This window comes from Actinotignum vesiculae (assembly GCF_051267215.1).
Lineage (GTDB): Bacteria > Actinomycetota > Actinomycetes > Actinomycetales > Actinomycetaceae > Actinotignum > Actinotignum schaalii.
Genome location: NZ_JBOZGG010000013.1, coordinates 52,447 through 76,307, shown reverse-complemented (window position 1 = coordinate 76,307; position 23,861 = coordinate 52,447). Strand labels below are relative to the sequence as shown.

Sequence of the window (23,861 nt, the reverse complement as noted above, 5' to 3'; positions counted from 1 at the left end):
TCACCAGGAACCGTGACAACAACGTTGCCATCGGCGCCAATAGTGCAGGTAGCACCATTACCAGCTTCGCAGGTCGCAGTGTTCGGGATATCGCCGTTAGCCGGATCCTTCTCCAACGTCACGTCCGCACCGGGCTTACCATCACCATCACCCCACGCAGGGCAACCATTATTAGAAGCCGGCCCAGCCACATCCGGGCACTTATCCAAAGAATCTGGGACCGTATCGCCATCGGTATCCGGATCGGTGACGGTCACCTTGGAGGTGTCGAAGACCTTGTCACCATCCTTGATGGTTACGGTGATCTCGTCCTTATCCTTGGCATCACCAGGAACCGTGACAACAACGTTGCCATCGGCGCCAATAGTGCAGGTAGCACCATTACCAGCTTCGCAGGTCGCAGTGTTCGGGATATCGCCGTTAGCCGGATCCTTCTCCAACGTCACGTCCGCACCGGGCTTACCATCACCATCACCCCAAGCTGGGCATCCATTATTGGAAGCCGGCCCAGCAACCGTGGGGCACTGATCCCTCAGATCCGGAGTACCGTCGTTATCACCATCGGAATTCGGATCATGCACCGTAACCGGAGCAAGAAGAATCTTTTCACCCGTCGGTGTGGTCATCTTGACCGGGATGAGGTATTCGCCAGGTTCGGCTTCGCCCTTCTTCGGCGCAAGTGAGATGGTTCCATCCTCATTAACCGTCGCCCACGGCTGCTGACCAACCTTCACCTTAGCCTGGTCAACATCAGCAAGCAGATCTTCGGGAATCTTAACATTCTCCTCGAGAGGCGCATACTTCGCGTCTCGTGGCTTGGTGCCGTTCTCCTTATGGAGCGGCGAAGCAACAGTCTCGGTCGTGTCGAGGTCAACCGAGGTGTGCTTGTACTCCGGAGTGGGCTTCGCAGCGAACGCGTCCTTGGCTAGCGCAGTATCACGCGAACCCTCGGGATAGATTGTTGCCGTGTAGATTTCGTCATGATCGAGATCAGCTGGAACCGTCAAAGGACACGAGTTCACAACTCCAAGGTTCGAAGATGTGGAGATGCACTTATGCACCTCGTTACCTTCAGAATCCGTCCACACAATTTCGTGACCGCTCGAGGGAACAAAGCCAGTAGCCTTCGTTTCGACCGTCACGCCAGGAGCCGCAGGCTTAGTGGTCTGGTTGTATTCCACAACCTGGAAATCGCGATCCTCCATACGAAGAGCGAAATCTTGATCCCTAATATTGCTCATCGCGCCGTCGGTCGCATAGTCAACAACCTGGGCGCCGTATTGATACAAGTTATCCGGGAAGTTATCAAGGGCGCCCCCTACTCCAGCAGGAAGAACGGGAGCAACGTACATATATTCGACGTTAACGTGTCGCGACTTGAGGTTACCCTTGAGCCACGAAGCGCTCGCACCTTCGGGAACCGGATCGCCGTGTTGCCCAGCATTCACAATTCCCTTGTAGCTGTATGAGTCACCCCACAGGCCCTGGAACTGAATGTGATATTTACCCTTGGCATCCGTGACTGCGTAGGAAGTCTCGGCGATAGCGCTCTTCCCGGTCTCCTGCTCATACTTCGCCATAATTTCACGCTGCGCAGCTTTAAACTGCTCGCGAGTATAGCCGTTGTGATTCTTCTTCCATTCGTCGAAGAGTTTCGCAACTCCGTCTTGAACGTAAGCGCCGACCACTTTAACGCCAGGTACTGCAACATCACCAAAGCTGTCTTGGAACATGCGCACCGCCTTGGGCGCACCAAACACATTCCTCTGGTCATAGAAAACACGACCCGAAACCCAGCCACCGTTTTCTTGGTTGGTGGTTTCCTTCCAGGTGCTCTCATCCGGGAACATCTCGCTAATTTGCGGGCGCTCCTGATATGAAATATTGAAGTTCTCCGCAGCGGACTGTGGCCATGCATTCCACGTACCTACATAACGCTGCACCATCCCGTTACTAACAAATACGCCGTCGGATTCGACAAATGAATTGACGTACTTGGTTTTATCGGGGTTATCGGACCAAATACGCAAGCCTTGCCCTGCCTGAGCTTTCCACTCATGCTCGATACCAAGTGCGTCCGTCCAATTAGGGAGCTTGATCGAATACTTGCCATCGGCTTTAGTTTCGGTCCAATAGACCGGCGAGACAGCACCCTTCAGCTTTTTGTTTTTAAAATCAACCCACTGGGCATACACTTTGACGCCAGGTAGGCCCTCATCATTACTGTCAAAACTAGCGATACTGCCGCCTCGGTCATGGAAAACTCGGCCATATACCGAGCCTTTAATTTCACCGAGATTACCGTCTGACCGCTGTAGCTCATAGGCTTGCGCAGAAGGAGCGCTAAACGTCGGGGTGAGACTCAAACACAAAGCTGCAGCAGTGAGACCAGCCCACAGCTTCTTACGAAGAGATACCCCCCCCCGCTCGATTGCCAGCCGGAGCGAAAATGCCGGGTGCCGAATTAAGCGACCCCGTGTAGTGAGACATCTTTTCTCCATTGGTTAGATATACGGATATTTAGGAGACGGACGCCGTCACATAGGTAAAAATTATGAAAGTGATACACCCAAGTATCACCAAAACATAATCAGTAACACACCGTATCGCCTAAACATTCAAAATCGTAACACAACCATGAATATCCCCTTCGATATTTAGCAATACATCATCAACTATGCACATACCGCTTTGACCTGGGGCTTTATTGGGCGACCCCCAATGGATAGGGGGCTTTCCGCCCATCTTGCAGTCGTTATGCAACTTATTTTCCACAAAGTGTGTGGAACATAACCACCCGCCAGAACGCGAACTTGTGAATCATTATTCAATTTGCACATAGCCTCTTTGAGAGAATCAGTCTCACAGATATGAGAAAACTATTCGCGCGGTTTTCATAACAAGCGGCTATACATGCAACATCATCCGATCAGCATGCACATCCAGACCACATAACCATGTCGGCGTCTTAAACGCTTGCCGCTGCGCCCAGTTCGAGGGCTAGATCAAGGCGTTCGGAAACGTCGTACCAGAGCAAGTCTTCCTCAGCGAGTACCTCGAAAGCGGCCTCGTCATCAGGCCCTGCCAGCACGTAGGGTTCCATCTCTGCCCCATCCACGTGGATAGACACCACGTCGGCCCAGGAAAGCTCTTCGGAAAGCTCAAGGGCCGTGGGCAAATACTCCTCGGGGTTGGCAAGATCCCAGCATTTCTCGGGTGCCACCTCAGCGGCAATCACAACCCGACGCGGGCGCAGCCCGCCCCGCTCCGGCAGTACTACCCCGAACTGAGGATCAGCCTTCCCAGCAAACATCGCCGCGACAGCACGCAAAGAATCATCCGCGGCCGCGTTGAAAGCAATCGCCTCGAGATAGTCACGATCTTCATCATTCACTTCACGCGCCAGAGCCTCCGTTGCCGCGTGCACCACACGCCCGGAAAGCACGGACATCGCCACATCGGCAGGAGTAGCCGGAAGATAAATTCTCATGCGCCCAGTCTACTCACCGCCCCACACCCCGATAGTCCACAACAGCACGCGCCAGCCGCCGCACATCCCGACTCACCCTGCTGCGAGGGGCCACAGCCACCACGCTGGTGCCGGCTCGTTCGGCCTGTGCGTAGCGAGCGGCGTCGTCGCCCACCCCTATCACGGCGGGTATCTCACGCTCCCCGAGAAGCGAGGCGAAGGTAACGCGATCCTCCAGACCCGCGCGGATGACCACCGGCAAAGCCGCGCGGCCCAGCGCCCGGGCCCGCCACCACGCCTCCACTCCGCGGCGCAGATCCACCGGTCCGGCGCGGCAGGCCACCACCACGAGATCCGCGGCAAGAAGGGCACTGAGCGTCAAACTATCGCGCTCCCCGCTCGCCCCGGCACATCCCTCGCTACTCCGGGCACGCTGGCCTAGCTGCTCGTGCAGATCAGGCTGCTTCGAGCGGGGGAATCCGGCCGCCCGGATATCGGCTTCGTCGAGAAAAGCGGGCAGTTCCGCGGCACAATCAACGATGGTGATCTGTGCGAAAGGCCGGAGCTTATCCCAGAGCTCGCCGATACCGGGCCCGACCAGTTCACGCCAGCGGCCACCGCGATTGAGACCGGGGAGGAAGTGTAGGGTACCGCGCGGGCCGGCGCGCAGTTCCCGGACGTAACGCGGAAGCTGCGCCTCAAGGGCATCGCCGGCATGCAGGGCGCGGGCCACCCCGATGAGCCCGGCTGACTCCTCGCCCAGGTCCACGAGCTGCGCCAAGGACGGGGTGCGGGTATCCGCATCCGCCAGCAGCACCGCATGCCGCTCGCTCAACACCCAGGCAAGATCGCGTGCCAGGGTGGAACGGCCCGGGGCGCCCGCGCTCCCCCAGATGGCCACCAGGAAACCGGGATCGGCATGGGCACGCTCAGCAGAATTCGTGTGCTTCGGGATATTGGCACGTTTTCGGCGCTCAGGATTCGACCTCATCGCACCTCACCTACCAGGGTGAATGACGCGCCCGCCGCGAGCTCTTCGAGCGCAGCCCCGAGCTCGGCGCGCGGGATATGTACTTCCATCGCCGCCGCGCCCGCGAAATGGGTATCACTGGTCGTTCCCGCGAAAATAACCTCCCGGGAAATAAGCCGGGCGGGAGATTTTTCGCCGGTACCACCCGCGGCGGGAAGCGCCCATAGCTGGGCCGGTGCCCCGCGCGCCAGAGCGGTGGGAAGTGCACCGCTGACCGGCAGCATTGTCACCACCCGCTCGCCCGACATGCGTAACGCCGACTTTTCGACCAGTTCACCGGGGTAAATCGTGCGCCCCACAGTACCGGCCTGGCCTGCCGGGATATAGGCGTCGGCCAGCCCGGCCGGCACTTCCACCACTGCCAAAGCCGCCTCATCCAGCGAGGTGCCGGGCACCATCGCCTCAGTTGCCCGATAAACGGGAACGGTCACCGGGCCGCGCAACGCATACCCGCCCGCGAGCGCACCGGCAGCAATCAACGCCACCCCACCTGCCAGACGCGGATCTTTCCACCGCGCCCACGTTTTCTCACGCATCCGCCATCCTTTCCGATTGTCGCATTTGAGCGAACTTGACCACACTCGACCGTATGTGGCCGCGAAAACTCGCGACCGGGAGCGATGCGGAGTAACCGGAAACGACCAGAAATAACCACCACTTTAGCCTCCGGTCACGCCCGCTCGCGCCGTGGAGTCAGTGTGACAGGTAGCGTGCAACTCGCCAAGTCCCCATCCACAGCTTGTGGATATCCGGGGCATTCCTTGCTGTTTCTTACATGAGTTATCCACAGGGGAATGAGGCCGGGTGTACCCGGCTGATTAATAGTTGAGCCACACGGGACATTTAGTCATACCACCACGGTGAGAACCGCGTGCCACCCGCTCTTCATCACGAGCGGCGCACGAGGTTTTCGATCCTGACCGGTAACCCCACTGAAGAGGTTCACGATGTCGGCAACGATCAAAGCGCTGTTATCGGCGCTCGCAGGGCTCGCGTCCGCATTTTTCGCGGTCGCGACCGCCCGCTTGCATGCCCCGCCCGGGAGCGTCGCCCAGCTCACCGGGACTCTCACCGTGGGCATATGCATCGTCGCGTGCTTGGCATGCGCGCGGCTCACCCTCTGCTATTGCGCGGTTGCGCGCTTCGCGCGCGGGAAGGACGACGCCGTCACCCGCCTCGCCCGTCGCATCGGCGGGCGCCATTTCCGCGCGGCTCTCACCAGCACTCTCGCCACTACACTCGTGGCCATGCCCGGGGCACTGGCCGCGGAGCCGGATTCCGGCAGCGCTGTTGATATTGGCTGGGGCGGTGACTATTCCGCTCTTCTCACCTCACCTTCCCAACCCAGTCCAGATCCCACCGGGTTGTTCCGCGTGAATCCTGATGACTTGCTCGGTGACGTCTCGTATCGCGACGGTGCGGGTGGCTACTATCTGCACCCGCCGGCGCCATCTGCGGCATCGCCTTCGTCTGGGCCTGGCGAACTAAACGCGACGGGTATAGCAGATGCATCGGGCGAAGCGGATGCGCAGGATGAAGCCAAGGCGCCGGGTAAAGCGGACGCACCAAAAGAACCGGGTGCGCTGAGTTCGCCGGATGACCTGGCTGAATCTGCTCAACCTGCCAAACCTGTTCAGGCTGCTCAGCCAAGCAACCCGGGTAGCGCTCCCACCGAATCGTTACGCCCAACCGCGCGCAGCACACCCACACTTTCCCCGACCGAGATTTCACGGCTGGCTGCCCCGCTCCTCAACTCGGATCCGCAGCCCGCGGAGCTGCCGTCGGCAGGGCCTCCCCCGATTTATATTGTCCAGCTCGGGGACACCCTTTGGGATATTGCCGATACGCACCTCGGGGCCGGCGCGAGCGATGCGGATATTCTCGGCTATACCTATGCCATCGCCGCGGCCAACACCATCGAGGATAGCGACCTCATTTATCCCGGCGAACACTTTATTCTTCCGCCAGTGCGGGAGTAAGACTCACGCATCTGCTCCCACCACCCATGTTCAGTCCTGCCTCGGCCATCGAGGTTGATTCCCCTACCCCACGCATCTCTAGGAGGACCCATGTCCACTGCTCCGCATACCGAAAATACCCCCGGTGCTACTGAAACGACGGCGCCCGCCCATCCCGAACTGCAGCCCATAACCAGTACTGCGGGTCAGGATCTGCCTCCTCCCGAGGAAGTCGCAACGGAGAGCCAGTCAGGTTCGTGTTCCCATCTCGGGGCGGAGGAGCCGGAGATGATTCAGGTTTCTCGGCTCCCACCTGCACCGCCTCCGGTATTTGCGCAGCCGGATATGGATGAAATTGTGTCCACTCTGGATCAGGTTCAACTCGCGGAAGTTACCCAATATCGGGCGGTCACCCGCCACCCGCCGTTCCCGCCGGCACTCCACGAGGAAGATACCTGCGTGGCGGAAAACGCGCCGCCGTCCGCGGGTGGGCTCGTAGGCGAGTCCGCGGGCGAGCTCGTAGGCGAGCACGCGGAGCTACCCGACGCTCTGGTTGGCGAGCGCCCCGGCACCGACGCGGACCCCACAAACAGCGTGGAATTCACGAACGGTATGGAACCCGCCCAAGGCGTGGATCCCGTCGACGCCTTTGAACTAATCGATGATATTTACCTCACTGATGGCGTTGACCCTGCCGATGACTTCCACGCCATCAATGCTGAGAACAGCACCGATACCTACACAGCCATTCCAAGCGAATCCAAACTCCACCAATGGAACCGGCTCGCGCTATCCGCCGCGCCCTACCGCGATATGTGGCGTGAGGAGATGGCCACCCTCGATGATCCACTCCCGCCCGAGATCCGACCACCACATCGCTTCGCTGCCGGAATAATTATCTACTCCATTGAGGTACTGCTGGGCCACCGCGCGCCCGGGTATGTGCGCCCGCATCTCATCCCGGAAGTATTTGCCGCGCTGGTGCGCCGGGCCGGCCTGGCTATGCGCATTAAGGGGAAAGCACCCTGGCTGGGAAACCTGCGGATTTCCACGCTTAAAATAACGCATCCACGCCCACGCGTAGCCGAGGTCATCGCCTGCGTATATTCAGGTGAGCGGACCCATGCGGTTGCCATGCGTATGGAATTCCTCGCGGGCCGCTGGATCGTCGTCGCCCTGGAAATTGGGTGAACGGGCCGCACGGATAACAAAAACTATCCCGAAACGCGCACGCAGGGCCATTAGGCTGCAACGCAACCGAAACAAAACAAGTGCCGACCGGTCACGCACTATCACGCACGTGACCGGCCGGCACCCGTATGTCTCTCGCCTAACCGTTTGCGGTAGCCTCGCGGCCACTAACTAACGGCTCGCTGCGGCCTCGCGGCACGCTAACGAACGACCCGCTAACTAACGGCCTCGCAACCGCCTACCGCCGCCGCTTCTTATTCTGCTTGGCCGCGGCCCGGCGCTGCGCCCGGTTACCACCGCCAGCACCGCCCGCGCTGCCCCGGCCCCCGCGCGAACCGCCGCGCGCACCGGTGGTTTCCGTCTCCCCGGAACCGTCCTTCGCGGCCGAAGAATACGAAACATTCTGCTGGCGCTTCGGCTGCTTAATCCCGAGGGATTCCGCCGTCACGCGCTGGCCCGAGGCACCCTCGGCGCCTTCACCCACCGCGGCCTGCAAAGCCCGCTGCTGTTCCGCCTGCACCTGGCGCTGCTTCTCCTCCAGCAACTGGCGCTGCTGTTCCTGGGCGGCTCGCAGCGCCTGCTGGGAGGCGGATACCTGCTCGGCACTGCCCGCACCACTGGTGCGAATCGCCACCCCGGGGCCGGCCATACCCGCCGCGGTATTCCCCGCCACAGTCACCGGGCCGCTCGCCTGGGCTTCCACCTCCAGGCGCGCGGCGCGTTCGGAAGGAAGCTCAAACTTGAAGAGGTACCGGACGGTTTCCGACATGATATTGTCATTCATCGCCTGGAACATGCGGTAACCCTCGTCCTTGTATTCGACGAGCGGATCGCGCTGCGCCATGGCGCGCAAGCCAATACCTTCCTTGAGGTAATCCATTTCATAGAGGTGCTCGCGCCACTTGCGATCCAGCACGGATAGCACGATCTGGCGTTCCAGTTCGCGCATATTTTCCTCGCCGACTTCCGCTTCGCGCTCCTCGTAATGGGCGTGAATATCATCGGTAAGCTCGCGCTTGAGCGCGGTGCGATCCAACTGGGAGGGCCCGCCAATTTCGTCGAGGTATTCCTCCGCGGTGAATCCGGGGGTGTAGTAGCCCTTGAGGTCCGTCCACAGCGCGGAAAGATCCCACGCTTCCTCATTATCATCGGCGGTGTGGGCGCTGACCACGTCATCCACCACGAAGTCAAGGAAGCCCTGCACCATGGACTCCATATTTTCGCCCTCGAGGATGGAACGCCGCTCGGTGTACACCACGGTACGCTGGTCGTTCATCACGTCGTCGTACTTGAGGACGTTCTTCCGCATTTCCGCGTTCCGCGCCTCATTTTCGGTTTGCGCCCGCGAGACGTTCTTCGACATCTGCTTCGTTTCGATGGGAGCATCGTCGTCCATGGCGTAGCTGAGCATCCGCCCGGCCATGCCCTGGCCCCACAGGCGCAGCAGGTCATCTTCCAGCGACAGGTAGAAGCGGGATTCGCCCGGGTCACCCTGGCGCCCGCTACGCCCGCGCAGCTGGTTATCGATACGCCGGGATTCGTGGCGCTCCGAACCGAGCACGTACAGGCCGCCCAATTCGGCCACTTCTTCGTGTTCGGCCTTGACGGCTTCCTGCTGGCGTGCCAGTTCTTCCGGCCAGGCCGCTTCGTATTCTTCCGGGGTTTCTTCCGGATCCAGGCCGCGCGCCGCCAGCGCATCCACCGCGCGATGTTCGGGGTTGCCGCCCAGCATAATGTCAGTACCGCGGCCGGCCATATTGGTGGCCACCGTGACCGCGCCCTTACGCCCGGCCTCCGCCACCACGCGCGCTTCCCGCTCGTGCTGCTTCGCGTTGAGAACCTGATGCTCAATGCCTTCACGGGCGAGCAAATCGGACAGCTCTTCGGAAGCTTCCACCGAGGCGGTACCCACCAGGACCGGCTGGCCCTTTTCGTGGCGTTCCACAATATCTTCCACAACCGCGCGCAGCTTCGCGGCACGGGTGGGATAAATAAGATCCTGTTCGTCCTTGCGGATCATCGGCTTATTCGTGGGAATGGGAACGACGCCGAGCTTGTACGTCGAGGCGAATTCCTCAGCTTCGGTTTCTGCCGTACCCGTCATGCCGGACAGCTTGTTGTACAGGCGGAAGTAGTTCTGGAGGGTGATCGTGGCCAGAGTCTGGTTCTCCGCCTTGATCTCCACGCCTTCCTTGGCTTCAATCGCCTGGTGCATGCCTTCGTTGTATCGCCGCCCGGGCAGCACGCGCCCGGTGTGTTCGTCCACGATCAGCACTTCGCCGTTGAGCACCACGTAATCGCGGTCCCGCTCGAAAAGCTCCTTGGCCTTAATCGCATTATTCAGGTAGCCGATAAGCGGAGTATTGAGGGATTCGTACAGGTTATCGATACCCAGGGCATCTTCCACCTTGTCAATGCCCGCTTCGAGCACACCCACGGTGCGCTTCTTCTCATCCACTTCGTAATCGGTATCCCGGCGCATACGCAGCACCAGACGAGCGAATTCGCGATACCACTTATTAGCATCACCTTCGGCCGGGCCGGAAATAATCAGCGGGGTACGCGCTTCGTCAATAAGAATGGAATCAACTTCGTCAACGATAACGAAATTATGCCCGCGCTGCACCAGCTCACTGGTACGCCAGGCCATATTGTCACGCAGGTAATCGAAACCAAATTCATTATTGGTTCCGTAGGTAATATCCGCATTGTATTGTTCGCGGCGCTGTTCGGGAGTTTGCCCGGTGAGAATACACCCGGTGGTCACCCCGAGGAAGCGATAGACGCGCCCCATAAGTTCAGACTGGTAAGAAGCCAGGTAATCATTAACCGTGACCACGTGCACGCCCTCACCGGTGAGCGAGTTGAGGTAGGCGGGCATGGTTGCCACGAGCGTTTTACCTTCACCGGTTTTCATTTCGGCAATATTGCCCAGGTGGAGGGCAGCGCCGCCCATCACCTGCACATCGTAGGGGCGCTGGCCGATGGTCCGCACCGCCGCTTCACGCACCGTGGCAAAAGCTTCGGGAAGGATAGCATCGAGGGTTTCGCCTTCTTTCAGGCGCTCCTTGAAGCTATCGGTTTGCGCGCGCAACTCCTCATCACTCATCGCCGAGATATCACTTTCGAGCGCATTGACCTGCGCGGTGATGTTCTTCAGCTTCTTCAGCGTGCGGCCTTCGCCGGCGCGAAGGATACGATCAATCAAGCGTGCCACTTCGTCGAGCTCCTTACCGTGGGCATACGGATGCAATTGTACGGGGTAGAAGCGTGCCCCGCCGCCCCTCTTTCACCATTAGCTTTGCGTTCTTCATTACGCTCAGTTTTTCACCAGCCTAGTACCAGGCCTTCGCGCGCTTCTTTGCGTGGTTGCGAGCATAGGTACGACGACGCCGCCATCCCGCCTCCTAGGCCGTGCCTGTTAATCTAGGCCGTGCGCGCCACCACCGAGCGCGCATATTCCGCGAGGGCATCCCGCACCGCCCCATTCTCCAGGTCAGCAATGGCGGCCACCGCGCGCCCGGCCCATTCCTCGGCAAGCGCCCGGGTTTCTTCCATCACCGAATGGTTGCGCAGCACGCCGAGCACGGTATCAAGGCGCTGCCCGGCCAGCTCCCCGCGGTCCAATTCCGCCAAAATCGCTAGCCCGGCGTCGTCCAAAATCCCCGCGGCGGCGCGTTCCCGCAACAAAATCGTGGGCATGGTGTCCACCGATTCGCGCAGGTCCGTGCCCTGTTCTTTACCGGTTTCCTCGGAAACGACGTCGATATAGTCATCGGCGATCTGGAAAGCGATCCCCACGTTTTCGCCGAATTCTTGCACCTGGGCGGCAACGTGAGCATACTCCGCCTCCCGGCTCCCGGCCGCCGCATACACGCCTTCACGCGCGGAGGCCGCAATAAGCGAACCGGTTTTCCCGGCCAGAACCTCCAGGTAGTGCGCCCGCGGGGACGCCCCGTGCCTGCGCCCCACGGTTTCCAGGAGCTGCCCGGTGCACAGGCGCCGAAACGTTTCCGCGTAATCCTTCACGGCCCGCGGCCCCAAATCCGCCATCATGGAGGAGGCACGCGAAAAAAGAATATCTCCGGCCATAATCGCCGCGGAATTCCCGTAGCTGCGGTGCGCGGCCGGCACCCCGCGCCGCAGCGGAGCTTCGTCCATAACATCGTCGTGGTAGAGGGAAGCCAGGTGGGTGAGCTCCATCGCCACCGCCACGTGCTCGACCCGCTCGGATTCCGGCTCCGGGCCCAGATACCCGCAGAGCAGCGCCAGCGCCGGCCGCATCCGTTTCCCGCCCGCCTCGGCAAGATACGTGGTGATCGGGTCCACGCGCAGGTCACCAAAATGCGTGGCCGCGTCCAGCTTTTTTTCGACGACGCCGAGCCGCTCCCCCACGCGGGTGAGCAGCTCTTCGACAGTCAGGTCTTTCACGATAGCCAATCCTAGCTTTCCGATGGTGCGCCGGCCCGCGGCCCGGTGCCTCAGTGCGCCGCCGGCAGGGTAGCGCGGTGCAGCGCAACGATCCCGTTGCACATATTACGGTATTCAACGTCGCGCCACCCGGCCGCGTGCAGCCAGCCGGCTAGAGTGCGTTGATCGGGCCAGTCGATAATCGATTCCATGAGGTAGGCGTAGGCCGGGCCATCCGAGGATGCCAGGGCCGCCACCCGGGGAAGCACGTGGCGCAGGTAGCCGTGGTAGAGGGTGCGGAAAGGCGCGCAGGTGGGCGTGGAAAATTCGGCGATCACCACGTGCCCGCCCGAGCGCGTCACGCGGGCCATTTCTTGGAGGGCTCGCATGGGATCGTGAATATTACGCAGGCCGTAGGAAATAGTTACGGCGTCGAACGTATTATCCGCGAAAGGAAGATCGCAGGCATCGGCCTGCACAAAACGCAAGTCGGGGTGGCGTAGGCGCGCAACCTCGAGCATCCCGTCCGAAAAATCGGCGCCCACCACGCGCGCCCCCACCCGGGCGAAATGCTCGGTGGAGGTGCCGGTCCCGCAGGCCAGATCGAGGATCTCCATCCCCTCGCGAATACGCAGGGCTTCGGTGACGTAGCGGCGCCACAGCCGCACCTGCCCGAAGCTGAGCAGGTCATTGCTCAGGTCGTAGCGCGGGGCGACCTGGTCGAACATTCCGGCGACGGCGCGCGGATCTTTACTGAGTTGTGCACGTGCAGACATGCCCTCTATTCAACCAGCTTGGGCGTATTTGGCAAGAGTGGAATTCTATCTGGCTGCGCAGCCCGGGCGCAGTCGCGTGTGCATCCGCGCGCAGTCGGCTGCGCATCCGCGTAAAGTCCACGTGCACATCCGCGCAAAGCCGCCGGGTTGGCGCGCGCCCCACGGGACCTCAAACCGGCGAATTTCCAACGGGCGGCGACTAGACTGAAAAAGAAGTCACGAATTGAGGAGTCATCATGTCCCTGCCCACGCCCATGCCAGCTATGACACCGCCGCTGCTGGCCGATGTGCGCCGCGATTTTGGCGCCCGCACCTGGATTGTGGCTCTTATGAGCCCCGTGATCGCGGTGGTGGTCACGTTCCTCATCACGCTTTTCTTCGCCTGGCTCGGCCTGCGCGGCATGGGCGAGCTCGATATGGGCGGGGTGAATCTTAGTGACGTGCTCACCGCCCCGAAGTGGGCGGCCCTCACCCTGCTGCTGGCCCTGGGTGGCACCGCGCGGGTGGTGGCCGAGCCGAATCTTGTGGATATGAGTTTCTTCGTTCCCGCCCTCACCCTCACCCTCCTCATCGGCCTCATTATCTACTTCCTCAACCAGTGGGTAGGCCGCGGCAAGCGCAATTCCACCCTGCTGGTTTGGGTCCCGGCCTGGGTTTCGGCCGGGGTGCTAGCGGCGATCGGAGCCGGGCTGGCCGCGTTCATGCGGGTGGATCTGAGCCCGGGCGGAGCCGTCATGGGTCAGCCCATTCCGCCGCTGGCCCTGCAGGCCAGCCCCCTGTTCACCGCACTCACCTGCCTCCCGCTCGGGCTTTTCGCCGCGGGCTTCGGGCGCATGACCACGGTGAAATCCACCCCGCGGAACCGTTTCACCCTCACGGCGGCCTCCTCTATTCCCACCTACGCGCACGCGGTGCGCCTGGCCTTCACCGCTTTTATCCTGGTGAGCTGCATTTCCGCCCTCGCTTTCGGTATTGACCTCATGGTCCGCCAGGATGCCAAGATCGCGTGGCTCCTCCTGGCCTTCCCCTTCTTCCTCACCACCGGAGTCATGACCATGTTCGGGGCGGTGGGTGCGTCCTTCGCGGCCGAGTATGACGCCAGCGGCCTGGGCATGGGCGTGAACGCCCAGGGTGATACCACCTTCCTGCTCTGGGATAACCTGGCCACCGCACCGACCATCGTTGCGCTTATCTCCATGGTGCTGGTCCTCGTGTGGACGGCCTACCGCTGGGGCCGCTCGCGCGATCCGCGTATGGAATTCGGTGCTATTGCCTGGACGGTGATGCCCTTCGGTTTCGGAGCCACCACCGCGGTGATCTGGGGTATTACCCGCGGTTCCGCCAAGATGGCGGCGCAGGGCATGGACCTGGCCAGTGCCAGTTACGACCTGCACTGGTACCTCATTTTCATCGGGATTGGCCTGGGCCTCGTGGTGGAAGCTTTCTCGCGGCCCTTCCGCACCCGCCCGCCCGAAACGATGGCTACGGGCTACCTCACTCCGCACGCCTCGGATATCCCGCATCATCCTTCCGTTCCCGGCGCCCCGGGCGGGGTGCCCCTGCATCCGGAGTATCCGGGTACCCCGGCCGCGCCGGCGCCCCAGCAGCCGCAGCCGCCAATGCAGGCCCAGCCGCCGATGCAGGCCCAGCCGCCGCAGGCGCCGGCTCCCCAGCCCGAGGACCGGCCGTAAACCCCAGCGCGGGCTAGGTGATGCGCTCGGAGCGTTCCCCTCGATTAGAATAGGCGGCCGTGGCAACTGTTACTGATTGGCTCGAAGGGGCGCGCGTTCGCACCCTTCCCGCGAGTGTCTCCCCCGTTATCGCCGGGGCCGGGATCACCCTGTGGGAAGGCACGCTGTACGGCCCGATTCTTGCCCTGGCTTTCGTGCTCGCCCTGCTGTTGCAGATCGGCGTGAATTTCGCGAATGACTATTCCGACGGCATCCGCGGCACCGACGATCACCGCACCGGCCCGCCCCGCCTCACCGGCGGCGGCACCGTGCGCCCGGGCGTGGTGCTCGCGGTGGCACTCACCTGCTTCGGCCTCGCGGCGCTCGTGGGGCTGGTGATTATTGCCTGGTGCGGGCAGTGGTGGCTGATCGCGGTGGGCGTGGGCGCGCTGTTGGCCGCCTGGTTCTATACCGGCGGGCGCCACCCCTACGGCTATATGGGCTTGGGCGAAGTCTTTGTTTTTATTTTCTTCGGTTTGGTCGCCACCGCCGGCACCGTTTATATCCAGAGCGGCACGGTTCCCTGGCAGGCCTGGGTGGCCGGAAGCGCCGTCGGCCTTATTGCCTGCGCCATTCTCATGGCTAACAATATCCGCGATATTCCCACCGACGCCGTCACCGGGAAACGCACCCTCGCGGTGCGTCTGGGTGATACATGGGCGCGGCGCGTCTATGTGCTCATGCTCGCGGTGGCGATGGGCTGCGGCGTCGTGCTGGCGTTCACGCCGAGCACCCACCAGGCATCCCTCCTCCTCTACCTCCCCGCTTTCGCCATTGCTGCGCGCAATAGTTGGCGGATGCTCAGCCGCGGCTCGTCCCGCGCGCAGGGGCGTGCTCTCATCCCGGTCCTGAAAACTACCGGTATTACCGAGCTTGCTTTCGCACTGGCGGTGCTGGTCTCTTTCTGGGCCAGTTCGCTCTTGGTCTAGGTGCCTGCAGCCTCCGCGCGCTAGCGACTAAGATGGTGGTATGGCCCGAGTAATTATGGCACTTCTTGCCGTCAGCATCTGGATTTACGGCATCATTGACGTCATCCGCACGGACACCACCCGCATGCCCGGCCGACTGCGTAAGCCGGCGTGGCTCGCCCTCACGGTTCTGGTGCCGGTCCTCGGGTCGCTGCTGTGGATCGCTTTTTCTTTCCCGGTCAAGTTCCCGCAGCAAAATATTTCGCTCGGCTCTTTTGGCCGGGGTCGCTCCTCGTCGCAGCGGCGCCGTCGCCCCGTTGCGCCCGACGACGATCCGGACTTCCTGTCCCGTTTGGACGCAGAAAACCGTTTCCGCGAATGGGAGCGGCAACAGAAGGAGAACGACGCCGCACCCGACGCCGCATCGGACTCCCCCAGCGCCGGTGAATCGAAAAACGCGGGCAGCCCGGAAGCGGGCGGCGCGCAGCCGGATAATCCGCATAATCCGGAGGAACCTGAGGGCCGGCCGGCATCCCAGCCGCCCGCGCAGGATTAACCCGCTAGTTTCTACGAGCCGCTCAGCCCCGCCAGTCCGGCGGGGCTGTCTCTATCTTCGCGTCTCGCCTAGTCTCCACGGTTTTCGTCCGCTGCGGAAACGCCCGGGGTAATATCGCGGGCCCGGGCCAGCAGCTCGGCTGCGGGTTCGGCGTAATCCACCGCCACCAGGCTGGTGCCCTGGAAGGTCAGCGAGGTCACCGAACACAGCGCGCACTGGCGCCGGCGCGGATCATGAGCGAGGGAACGGCCTTCCACGAAAGAACGCAGCGTCCAAATCGGAAGCTGGTGGGATACCAGCACCGCTTCGCCACCGCGAGCCGCTGCCAGCCCGCTTCGCACCGCATTCGTCATGCGCGCGGCAATATCCGTATAGGGTTCACCCCAGGAGGGCCGGAAGGGGTTGATATACCACGGCCAGAATTTCGGGGAGGCCAGAATCCAGCGATTCCGGTTGACATTGATGCCCTCGAAATTATTACCTGCTTCGATGAGGTTGGCATCGGTGCCAATCTCAAGATCGAAAAGTTCAGCGGTAGGGGTGGCAGTTTCAATAGCCCGCTCCAGGGGTGAAGACATCACCGCCCGCACATCGCGACCGCGGAAGAAATCCCGAACACTGCCGGCCATCTCCCGGCCCAAATCAGTGAGGTGAAAACCGAGTTGGCGGCCGTACAGTTCGCCGCTGGGGTTATCCACCTCTCCGTGGCGGACCAGGTGAACAACTGTTACGTCAATCATGATGCCAGTCTACGGCACCGGGAGCTGCCGGCCGGACCCCAAGCCCCCTCGCTTGGAAAATTCGCTTGAAAAGCTCCCTCCGGCCGGCGCGCCCGATTACCTACGTGCCCGAGCGCCTACCAAATATCGGCGGCGTTGCCCACCAGGCGAGTGCACAGCTCGCCCATCTTGAGGAAGTCATCATGACCGAGTTTGTCCACGAGGTGAGCGCGAACCGAGATCACGTGGGTAATGGCCGCCTTTTGCAGCAGCTTGAAACCTGCATCCGTGAGCGTGCAATCCACCCCGCGCCGGTCATGCGCATTGGCGGAGCGTGCCACCAGGCCGCGCGCCTCCAAGCGGCGGACGGTGTGGGTGAGCCGCGAGCGCGAATGTACCATCACATCGGCGAGAGTCGACATCCGCATGCAGCGATTTTCCGCCTCGGACAGGCGGGCCAGAACGTCATATTCGTTCAATGACAGATTGTGATTGACCATGAGTGCGTGGTTGAGCGCCTCTGAGGTCACGGCTGTCGCGCGCAGATACGCGCGCCAGGCAAATTGTTCCTCTTCAGAAAGCCAGCGAACTTCCGCGGCCATGAGATTCATCCCTTCGTCAGGCACGATGTCACGTCGTGACATTAACGGCAACTCACACGGAGTGTGCGAGTCTTCATTACGTCGTTGCGCCCGCGCCGGACGCAACACATCCAGCTTGCGCCGGATGAACGATGACGCCACTTCTCCTCTATTTTCCCACGCGGGAACACAGGAGCGAAAGGCCTTAAGTGGTGCTCGTAGCGCGGTACCGCGCGCAGCACGCCCGTGCCTGGCGAAGCGCCGTCGACCACAGCATCACGTGAAGTATACCTTTGTACGAACGCAACTCAGAGTTACATTCTCTTTTTAGGAAGGCTACCCTTACCTAGGTAGTAATATTGATAAGTATTTTTGCCCGAATTGTCAAGGTTTGCTCGATAAGCATCTCATGAATATGTGAGCACTTTCACTTGTCCCTAAGCCTCGATACCACGGCGTTAAAACAAACGATAAAACAAAAAGGCCCGGACATCCGGGCCCTTCCGCACGCGGGGAACTACTTCTTGTTCCGACGCTGGTGGCGAGTTTTACGCAGCAGCTTACGATGCTTTTTCTTCGACATACGCTTGCGGCGCTTCTTAATAACGGAACCCACAGGCACCTCCAAAACTAGATCGCGGGGAATCGCCCCGATGGAACATCACAGTATCTTACCGGCCCGCGCCCGCCTATGCGTAGCGCGTGAATCAGAACACGGTTAAATTCACAACCGCTCCGGGCCTGCCACCGTTTCTAGCGACCCTTTTCGGGCAACCCTTTTCGGGCGACGACGCATCGGCCACGGACCGCACTATTCCCCGACCGCGCGCTGTTGCGGGAGGCTATTTCCAGACAGGAGTGCTTCGACAGCGCTGGCGGGTACCCGGTAGGAGCTTCCCACCCGCACGGCCGGCAGATCGCCGGCGTGAACCATGCGGTAGACGGTCATCTTCGAGACACGCGTCAATTCAGCCACTTCCGCGACGGTGTAAAACTGCGGAGACGAAGGCATTTGCATCTGGTTCATCCCATCATCCTGGAGTAATTTTTTGCCACATCGGCAACAGCTACAGCAAGGATATCCCATATTCTCAGCATTCACAGCATTTTCTGCATGTTATGTGCCGCTTTTCCGTGAGGTACGTGGCAGGGGAATATACTACGGAACAGGTACGCGGCGTTTTCCCTGGCCGCAGCCGCTAGCTCGAGGACCCGGAGGACGCCCATGGCAGCACACCCTGAGGTGGCATCCGCGCGCCTGAGCTGGCGTGATCGTTTGGCGGCCGTGGGTGGACGCGTGGATCGGGTGGCGCGGGACCGGCCCGCGCGCCTGGCGCTTCTTATTTTCGCGCTCATCATTTTGTTCCTCACTGCCGCGCTTTCTTTGCCGCTGGCAACCACCACGGGGAAGAGCGCGCCGTTTATTGATGCGCTTTTTACCGCGACTTCCTCTGTGTGCGTGACTGGCCTGGTGACGGTTGATACCGCGACGTACTGGTCGGTATGGGGCCAGCTTTTTATTTCTTTCGGGCTCATTGTGGGCGGCCTGGGCGTGATGACGCTGGCCTCGATCCTGGGGCGGGCGGTTTCCCGGCATGTGGGGCTCACGCAGCGCATGCTCACCGCGGAGGAGAATCAGTCGAGCCTGGGCGAGGTAGGTACGCTGCTCCGCGCGGTGATTATTGTGGCGTCGACGGCGCAAGCCATTTTGTTCCTGGCCCTCCTCCCTTTCTTTTTGCGCAATGGCGAGGCCCTGCTTCATGCTCTCTCGCATTCCTATTTCATGGCGGTCTCCATCTTTAATAACGGTGGCTTCGTGATCATGCCGGAGGGCGTGAGCCCGTATGTGGGGCAGTGGGCGCTGACTATCCCGATTATTTTGGGCACTGTTGCCGGGGCTATTGGTTTCCCGGTGGTTTTGGATATGTGGCGTAATCGTTCACGCCCGCGTAAATGGTCGGTCACCACGAAGATCACGCTGGTCACCTATATCAGCTTGGCGGTGCTCGGCGCGGTTTTCTTGGCGGTGCTGGAATGGAATAACCCGAATACCCTGGGTAATTTGGCGGTGGCCGATAAGATCAACGCCGCGCTCACGCTCTCGGTGGATGCGCGTTCCACGGGTTTGACCACGATTGATGTGGGTGCGATGGGTGAAACATCGTGGATCCTCCTTGATTCGCTCATGTTCATTGGTGGCGGTTCGGCTTCCGCGGCGGGCGGCATTAAGGTGACGACTTTCGCGGTGCTCTTGCTGGCGATCCGCGCCGAGGCGCGAGGGGACCGCGATACCGAGGCTTTCGGTAAGCGCATCCCGGCCGAGGTGTTGCGCTTGGCTATTGCGGCAACGTTCGCCGGCGGGATCATGGTGGTGACCGGTTCGGTGGCGCTGCTTCAACTCACGAATTTCACTTTCTCGGAGATTCTGGTTGAGGTGATTTCCGCTTTCGCTACCTGCGGTTTGAGCACGGGGATCACCGGGGCGCTACCGGCCAGCGCGAAGTTCGTGCTGGTGCTCCTCATGTTCTTTGGGCGCACGGGCACGATGACGCTCGCTGCCGCTTTGGCGTTGCGTTCACGACGCCGCACTATCCGGCTGCCCGAAGAGCGGCCGATTATCGGCTAAGCGGGCAGGCCGCTCATCCGGGGTTACCTACGTGAGCTTCGGCGCTTGGTGCCGGCTGAGCCGCCGTCGTTCCGAAAAATGCTGCGCAAAGAGGAGAGGAACAAAAGCACCGCAACCACGACGGCCGGGGCGATAGCGTTCGGGGTTGCCGGCGGGAAAATACGGTTGAGGAGAGTCACCGTAAGAAAAGCGACCCCGCCGCCAATCGCAGCCACCACCAGCGCCTTCATAACGCCTACCGCGAGCGCACGCCAATCCTTCATAACATCCCCCACCTACCCGGATTTCCATTTCCTTGAACACAGAATTTCAGTGCTGCCTTTAGTCAAGCCGATCATTGCTTGGCATGAAAAGCGGGATGCTCGAAAGGGGCATATCGAGTTCCCTAGCAACGCTCATGAGTTTGCCGGCCAAAACTGGCCATACTAGCTCAACAACATCAGCATGCTGAACATTTTCACGAGACACTTGGTTACCTATACGCACCCGGGCTTTAACATGCGAAGAATACATCTGTCTTCCAGCGTCTTCAGCCATAAGACCCATGGTCACATCAACGAAAACAGTACCCTGAAATTCTCCCGCGAGTTCGAGAATTTTGGAGTCAATCTTCATCTTGCACTCGAGCGTATCGGGGCGAGTCTCCAAGCCTCCGTTAACTTCACCGGAGACTTCCAAAAATCTCACTTGTTGCACATCATCCTTGAGTAACATATTCAACCCCCACGTCAGGAACCGACTCATCAATAGTTTCAGTCCAGCTGTACGAGTAATCACGGTCAAGATCTTCAACCGTGTAAGAGATGGCTGCGCCGATAACCACAGCGTATAGCTGAAGAGTATGAATCGTTGGATTAGTTATGCCCGACTCCAGCTCAGAAACCGCAGATTGCGTGGTGCACATTCTGCTTGCAACAGTTTCTTGAGAAAGACCTTTGCGCATCCGTATGGCTTTAAGTTCGCGCAGTAGACGCCGCCTACGGGCCGCCTGGAGGCGTGACCTCTCACGAACTACGAGCAGTCTTTCTTCCATCACATCCCCCTCCATATCGGATATATACGATACACATTTACTCTAGCAGTTGTATCCATGCTTCACCACGCTCTTGAGCCAATGCGATACTTGCGTTTTGTTCTTCCTTCCACCGCGGGCCTGCGGACTTGACAGCAAGACAGAGAGAAACAAGCCCTTCCCATTCTTCAGGCTCGCCATAATAGATCCTCACATGGAACGTCGCTTCCCCAATAGGAAAAGAACTGAGCAGACGTATTTCCGCGACTCCTGGCCGGCTCTTACAACGAGTTACCGCCTTGGACTCAAGGTCGCCAAACGCAGCGGAATCGAGCAGTTCCTCAATTTCACCAGCTAGGTACATAGCGGTATTCATACCAGCGCCCTCACCTCCAAAAAGCTGGAGGATGGTCGCGAAGTCTTGAGAGAGCCAACACCCCGGATCATCCCATCTAGCTTCAATACCCACAGACCCAGGCCCGGGGTGAGCCCAACGGTAGGTATGCGTCACAATGTCGCGCCCGCGATTGGCGCGAGTGCGTAGCGTGCCTTCCTGTGCCATAACGAACTTGTACATGCATTCATGGTCGCACGGGCTTACGACATGAATTTTGGTGCGGAGCGTTAGACTACGAGCCAGAGATATTGTGACCGGAGAAAGGGCGGCTATGCCGGATACGCGCGACGAACAAGCCATCCTCGTGGTGGGGCTGGGGCGTTTTTCGACCGCCATCGCTACCACGCTCGATGATTTGGGGCGTGACGTGCTCGTCGTCGAAAAGAATCCCGATACCGCGCAGCGGTGGAGCCATCGTTTGCGGGTGGTGGAAGGGGATGCCACCAGTATGGAGGTGCTCGACCAGGTGGGCGCGGGGGATTTCACCGTGGCCGTGGTAGGCGTGGGCACCTCGCTGGAGGCTTCCGTGCTGGTGACCGCGAATCTGGTTGATCTGGGGATTCCGCAGATTTGGGCGAAGGCAGTTTCGCGTGCGCACGGCCGTATTTTGCGGCGGATCGGCGCCCATCACGTCATTTATCCGGAGTACGACGCCGGTACGCGCGTGGCACATATGGTCTCGGGCAGGATGCTCGACTATATCGAGATGGAGGACGGTTTCTCCATCGTGAAGATGCGCCCGCCGCGGGAGATTCGCGGTTTCACCATCGCGAAATCGCGTATCCGTGAGCGTTTCGGGGTGCGGATTATCGGGGTCAAGGCGCCGAATCAGCCCTTTGAATACGCCACCGAGGACACCCTCATCGGGGCAGATGACACGATTATCGTGTCCGGCGATACCGAGCTATTGGAGGAGTTCGCCAACCGGCAGGGGTGGATCCCGGCGGTAGGTTCGGCTCGGTAGCGGGCTCAGCTCGGTAACGGGTTCGGCTCGGTAGCGGGCTCAGCTCGGTAGTTATTCGGTAGGGATTCGGTAGCGACTTTTAGCTCGCGATTTTTATGTCGTAGGCCCCCTCTAGGATGGTGGCATGGCAAAACAACCGGCAACCGTGTACGAATGCAGCGAGTGCGGGTGGTCCACCGGCAAATGGATGGGCCGCTGCGCGCGGTGCGGCTCGTGGGGCACGCTCGATCAACATAGTCCGGCCGCGCCCTCCGCGGCTCCGGCCGCTTTAGCGCCCACTTCACCGGCGCAACCTATCACCTCGGTACCGGCTACCGCCGCGCGGAAAATCCCCACCGGGGTATCCGAATTGGACCGGGTGCTGGGCGGCGGTTTGGTTCCCGGCGCGGTAATTTTGCTTGCCGGGGAACCGGGGGTAGGCAAATCTACCCTGCTCTTGGATGTGGCGGCGAAGGCCGCGCGGGCCGCGGCACGCTCGGGGCGGGCGCCGGTCCTCTATATTTCCGGGGAGGAATCCGCCTCCCAGGTGCGTTTGCGTGGGGAGCGCATCGGGGCGATGGATGAGCATCTGCTCCTTGCCTCGGAAAGCGATATCGGGCGGGCCCTCGGGCATATTGAAAACGCCCGGCCTTCCCTCCTGATCGTGGACTCGGTGCAGACCTTGGCCGATGCTGAGGTAGCGGGAACCGCGGGCGGACCGGCGCAGGTGCGGGCTGTTACCGCGGCACTCGTGAACGTGGCTAAAACACATGGCCTGCCGGTGGTGTTGGTCGGGCACGTCACGAAAGATGGTTCCATTGCCGGGCCGCGCGTCCTGGAACACCTGGTTGATGTGGTCTGCCAATTTGAAGGGGATAAACACTCGCGGCTGCGCTTGGTGCGCGCGGTGAAGAATCGGTACGGCGCTACCGATGAAGTCGGGTGTTTTGAGCTCACCGAAAGCGGTATTGTGGGGCTACCCGATCCTTCGGGGCTGTTCCTTTCCGCCCGGGATCACACGGTGCCCGGCACCTGCGTATCCATGACCCTGGAAGGGCGGCGGCCCATGCCGGCGGAAGTCCAGGGCCTGGTAGTTCCTTCGTCCGGGCGGCCGCAGCGCACCAATTCCGGGGTGCTTTCCGCGCGGGTGGCCATGATGGTCGCGGTGCTGCAATCGCGCCTGGGCTTGAGCTTGGATCAAAAAGATATTTTTGTGTCAACGGTGGGTGGGGCGCAGGCCAGCGAACCGGCCGCGGATGCCGCGATTGCTTTGGCGCTGGCATCGGCCTATATGGATCTGCCGCTCGCTCCCGGGGTGATTGCCATCGGGGAAGTGGCCCTCACCGGGGAACTCCGCCCGGTTACCGGGCTCCCCCAGCGCCTCAATGAAGCTGCCCGGCTCGGTTTCACCCTCGCCATTGTTCCCGAACACACCGATAGCTCGAAACTACCCGAGGGGATTCGGGTGCAACGCTGCGCGGATATTCGAGGGGCCCTGGAAGCGGTGCTCCCCACCGGGTAGGCGGTGCTTCCCACCGGGTAGGCCGCCAAGGCC

At 60.9% G+C, this 23,861-nt stretch carries 23 protein-coding genes; 8 read left to right on the top strand and 15 right to left on the bottom strand.

Going from position 1 to position 23,861, the window contains the following annotated elements; translation table 11 throughout:
• From ACRQHG_RS07630 to ACRQHG_RS07615, 4 genes are all read right to left on the bottom strand, one after another.
• The coding region (locus ACRQHG_RS07630; RefSeq protein ID WP_435719901.1) for a thrombospondin type 3 repeat-containing protein at window positions 1-1,850 on the bottom strand (1,850 nt) is incomplete at its 3' end.
• 1,118 nt (window positions 1,851-2,968) lie between these two features.
• On the bottom strand, window positions 2,969-3,490 hold the full coding sequence (locus ACRQHG_RS07625) for a DUF6912 family protein (RefSeq protein WP_435719900.1): 522 nt from the start codon (window positions 3,488-3,490) through the stop codon (window positions 2,969-2,971).
• Window positions 3,491-3,503: 13 nt separating this feature from the next.
• Window positions 3,504-4,460, bottom strand: coding sequence for a CpaE/TadZ family protein (locus ACRQHG_RS07620; protein ID WP_435719899.1), 957 nt, complete (start codon window positions 4,458-4,460; stop codon window positions 3,504-3,506).
• A complete protein-coding gene (locus ACRQHG_RS07615) occupies window positions 4,457-5,035 on the bottom strand; it encodes a hypothetical protein (protein WP_435719898.1) in 579 nt (192 codons plus the stop codon). Before ACRQHG_RS07615 ends, ACRQHG_RS07620 begins: the two co-directional genes overlap by 4 nt.
• Before the next feature lie 411 nt (window positions 5,036-5,446).
• On the opposite strand from ACRQHG_RS07615, the gene ACRQHG_RS07610 reads away from it, so the two are divergent.
• Complete coding sequence (locus tag ACRQHG_RS07610; RefSeq protein WP_435719897.1) at window positions 5,447-6,478, top strand: LysM peptidoglycan-binding domain-containing protein; 1,032 nt, start codon at window positions 5,447-5,449, stop codon at window positions 6,476-6,478.
• Between the two features lie 90 nt (window positions 6,479-6,568).
• A complete protein-coding gene (locus ACRQHG_RS07605) occupies window positions 6,569-7,648 on the top strand; it encodes an Rv3235 family protein (RefSeq protein ID WP_435719896.1) in 1,080 nt (359 codons plus the stop codon).
• Window positions 7,649-7,886: 238 nt separating this feature from the next.
• Here ACRQHG_RS07605 and secA read toward each other — a convergent pair whose 3' ends face one another.
• The 3 genes from secA to ACRQHG_RS07590 all read right to left on the bottom strand — a co-directional run bounded on the left by secA (window position 7,887) and on the right by ACRQHG_RS07590 (window position 12,834).
• The gene (secA, locus tag ACRQHG_RS07600; RefSeq protein WP_435719895.1) at window positions 7,887-10,865 is read right to left on the bottom strand and encodes a preprotein translocase subunit SecA; all 2,979 of its coding nucleotides are present in this window, start codon (window positions 10,863-10,865) and stop codon (window positions 7,887-7,889) included.
• Window positions 10,866-11,074: 209 nt separating this feature from the next.
• Window positions 11,075-12,079 (bottom strand): polyprenyl synthetase family protein, encoded by a 1,005-nt coding sequence (locus ACRQHG_RS07595; RefSeq protein ID WP_435719894.1) that lies wholly within the window; start codon window positions 12,077-12,079, stop codon window positions 11,075-11,077.
• Window positions 12,080-12,129: 50 nt separating this feature from the next.
• Window positions 12,130-12,834 (bottom strand): class I SAM-dependent methyltransferase, encoded by a 705-nt coding sequence (locus tag ACRQHG_RS07590; protein ID WP_435719893.1) that lies wholly within the window; start codon window positions 12,832-12,834, stop codon window positions 12,130-12,132.
• 236 nt (window positions 12,835-13,070) lie between these two features.
• Between ACRQHG_RS07590 and ACRQHG_RS07585 the strand changes: the two genes are divergently transcribed.
• The 3 genes from ACRQHG_RS07585 to ACRQHG_RS07575 are packed head-to-tail and all read left to right on the top strand — an operon-like array spanning window position 13,071 to window position 16,028.
• Complete coding sequence (locus ACRQHG_RS07585) at window positions 13,071-14,525, top strand: hypothetical protein (protein WP_435719892.1); 1,455 nt, start codon at window positions 13,071-13,073, stop codon at window positions 14,523-14,525.
• A 59-nt stretch (window positions 14,526-14,584) separates the two neighbouring features.
• Window positions 14,585-15,493 carry a 1,4-dihydroxy-2-naphthoate polyprenyltransferase gene (locus tag ACRQHG_RS07580; RefSeq protein WP_435719891.1) on the top strand — a complete coding sequence of 303 codons (909 nt, stop codon included), beginning with the start codon at window positions 14,585-14,587 and terminating at the stop codon, window positions 15,491-15,493.
• A gap of 40 nt (window positions 15,494-15,533) precedes the next feature.
• A complete protein-coding gene (locus tag ACRQHG_RS07575; protein ID WP_435719890.1) occupies window positions 15,534-16,028 on the top strand; it encodes a PLD nuclease N-terminal domain-containing protein in 495 nt (164 codons plus the stop codon).
• A gap of 68 nt (window positions 16,029-16,096) precedes the next feature.
• Here the strand turns inward: ACRQHG_RS07575 and ACRQHG_RS07570 are convergent, their stop codons facing one another.
• From ACRQHG_RS07570 to ACRQHG_RS07555, 4 genes are all read right to left on the bottom strand, one after another.
• Window positions 16,097-16,768, bottom strand: a complete 672-nt coding sequence (locus tag ACRQHG_RS07570) for a histidine phosphatase family protein (protein WP_435719889.1) — start codon at window positions 16,766-16,768, stop codon at window positions 16,097-16,099.
• Between the two features lie 116 nt (window positions 16,769-16,884).
• The gene (locus ACRQHG_RS07565; RefSeq protein WP_087069920.1) at window positions 16,885-17,391 is read right to left on the bottom strand and encodes a MarR family winged helix-turn-helix transcriptional regulator; all 507 of its coding nucleotides are present in this window, start codon (window positions 17,389-17,391) and stop codon (window positions 16,885-16,887) included.
• Between the two features lie 454 nt (window positions 17,392-17,845).
• Entirely contained in the window at window positions 17,846-17,944 is a 99-nt protein-coding gene (locus ACRQHG_RS07560) for a 30S ribosomal protein bS22 (RefSeq protein ID WP_005504750.1), read from the bottom strand.
• Window positions 17,945-18,139: 195 nt separating this feature from the next.
• On the bottom strand, window positions 18,140-18,346 hold the full coding sequence (locus tag ACRQHG_RS07555) for a helix-turn-helix domain-containing protein (RefSeq protein ID WP_269087863.1): 207 nt from the start codon (window positions 18,344-18,346) through the stop codon (window positions 18,140-18,142).
• A 207-nt stretch (window positions 18,347-18,553) separates the two neighbouring features.
• Here ACRQHG_RS07555 and ACRQHG_RS07550 point away from each other — a divergent pair, with 207 nt between their 5' ends.
• Complete coding sequence (locus ACRQHG_RS07550) at window positions 18,554-19,954, top strand: TrkH family potassium uptake protein (protein ID WP_026428671.1); 1,401 nt, start codon at window positions 18,554-18,556, stop codon at window positions 19,952-19,954.
• Window positions 19,955-19,977: 23 nt separating this feature from the next.
• Here ACRQHG_RS07550 and ACRQHG_RS07545 read toward each other — a convergent pair whose 3' ends face one another.
• Genes ACRQHG_RS07545 through ACRQHG_RS07530 form a run of 4 tightly spaced genes read right to left on the bottom strand, consistent with a single transcriptional unit; the run spans window position 19,978 to window position 21,543 of the window.
• Window positions 19,978-20,217 carry a hypothetical protein gene (locus tag ACRQHG_RS07545; RefSeq protein WP_435719888.1) on the bottom strand — a complete coding sequence of 80 codons (240 nt, stop codon included), beginning with the start codon at window positions 20,215-20,217 and terminating at the stop codon, window positions 19,978-19,980.
• Window positions 20,218-20,275: 58 nt separating this feature from the next.
• Entirely contained in the window at window positions 20,276-20,668 is a 393-nt protein-coding gene (locus ACRQHG_RS07540) for a hypothetical protein (protein ID WP_435719887.1), read from the bottom strand.
• Window positions 20,652-20,987, bottom strand: coding sequence for a helix-turn-helix domain-containing protein (locus ACRQHG_RS07535; RefSeq protein ID WP_435719904.1), 336 nt, complete (start codon window positions 20,985-20,987; stop codon window positions 20,652-20,654). The genes ACRQHG_RS07540 and ACRQHG_RS07535 overlap by 17 nt, the downstream gene beginning before the upstream one ends.
• A gap of 37 nt (window positions 20,988-21,024) precedes the next feature.
• Window positions 21,025-21,543, bottom strand: a complete 519-nt coding sequence (locus tag ACRQHG_RS07530) for a hypothetical protein (protein ID WP_435719886.1) — start codon at window positions 21,541-21,543, stop codon at window positions 21,025-21,027.
• A gap of 91 nt (window positions 21,544-21,634) precedes the next feature.
• Between ACRQHG_RS07530 and ACRQHG_RS07525 the strand changes: the two genes are divergently transcribed.
• Together ACRQHG_RS07525 and radA are read left to right on the top strand one after the other, a co-directional pair.
• Window positions 21,635-22,327 (top strand): potassium channel family protein, encoded by a 693-nt coding sequence (locus ACRQHG_RS07525; RefSeq protein ID WP_016441787.1) that lies wholly within the window; start codon window positions 21,635-21,637, stop codon window positions 22,325-22,327.
• 124 nt (window positions 22,328-22,451) lie between these two features.
• The gene (gene radA, locus ACRQHG_RS07520; RefSeq protein ID WP_435719885.1) at window positions 22,452-23,828 is read left to right on the top strand and encodes a DNA repair protein RadA; all 1,377 of its coding nucleotides are present in this window, start codon (window positions 22,452-22,454) and stop codon (window positions 23,826-23,828) included.
• The last annotated feature ends 33 nt before the right edge of the window (window positions 23,829-23,861 follow it).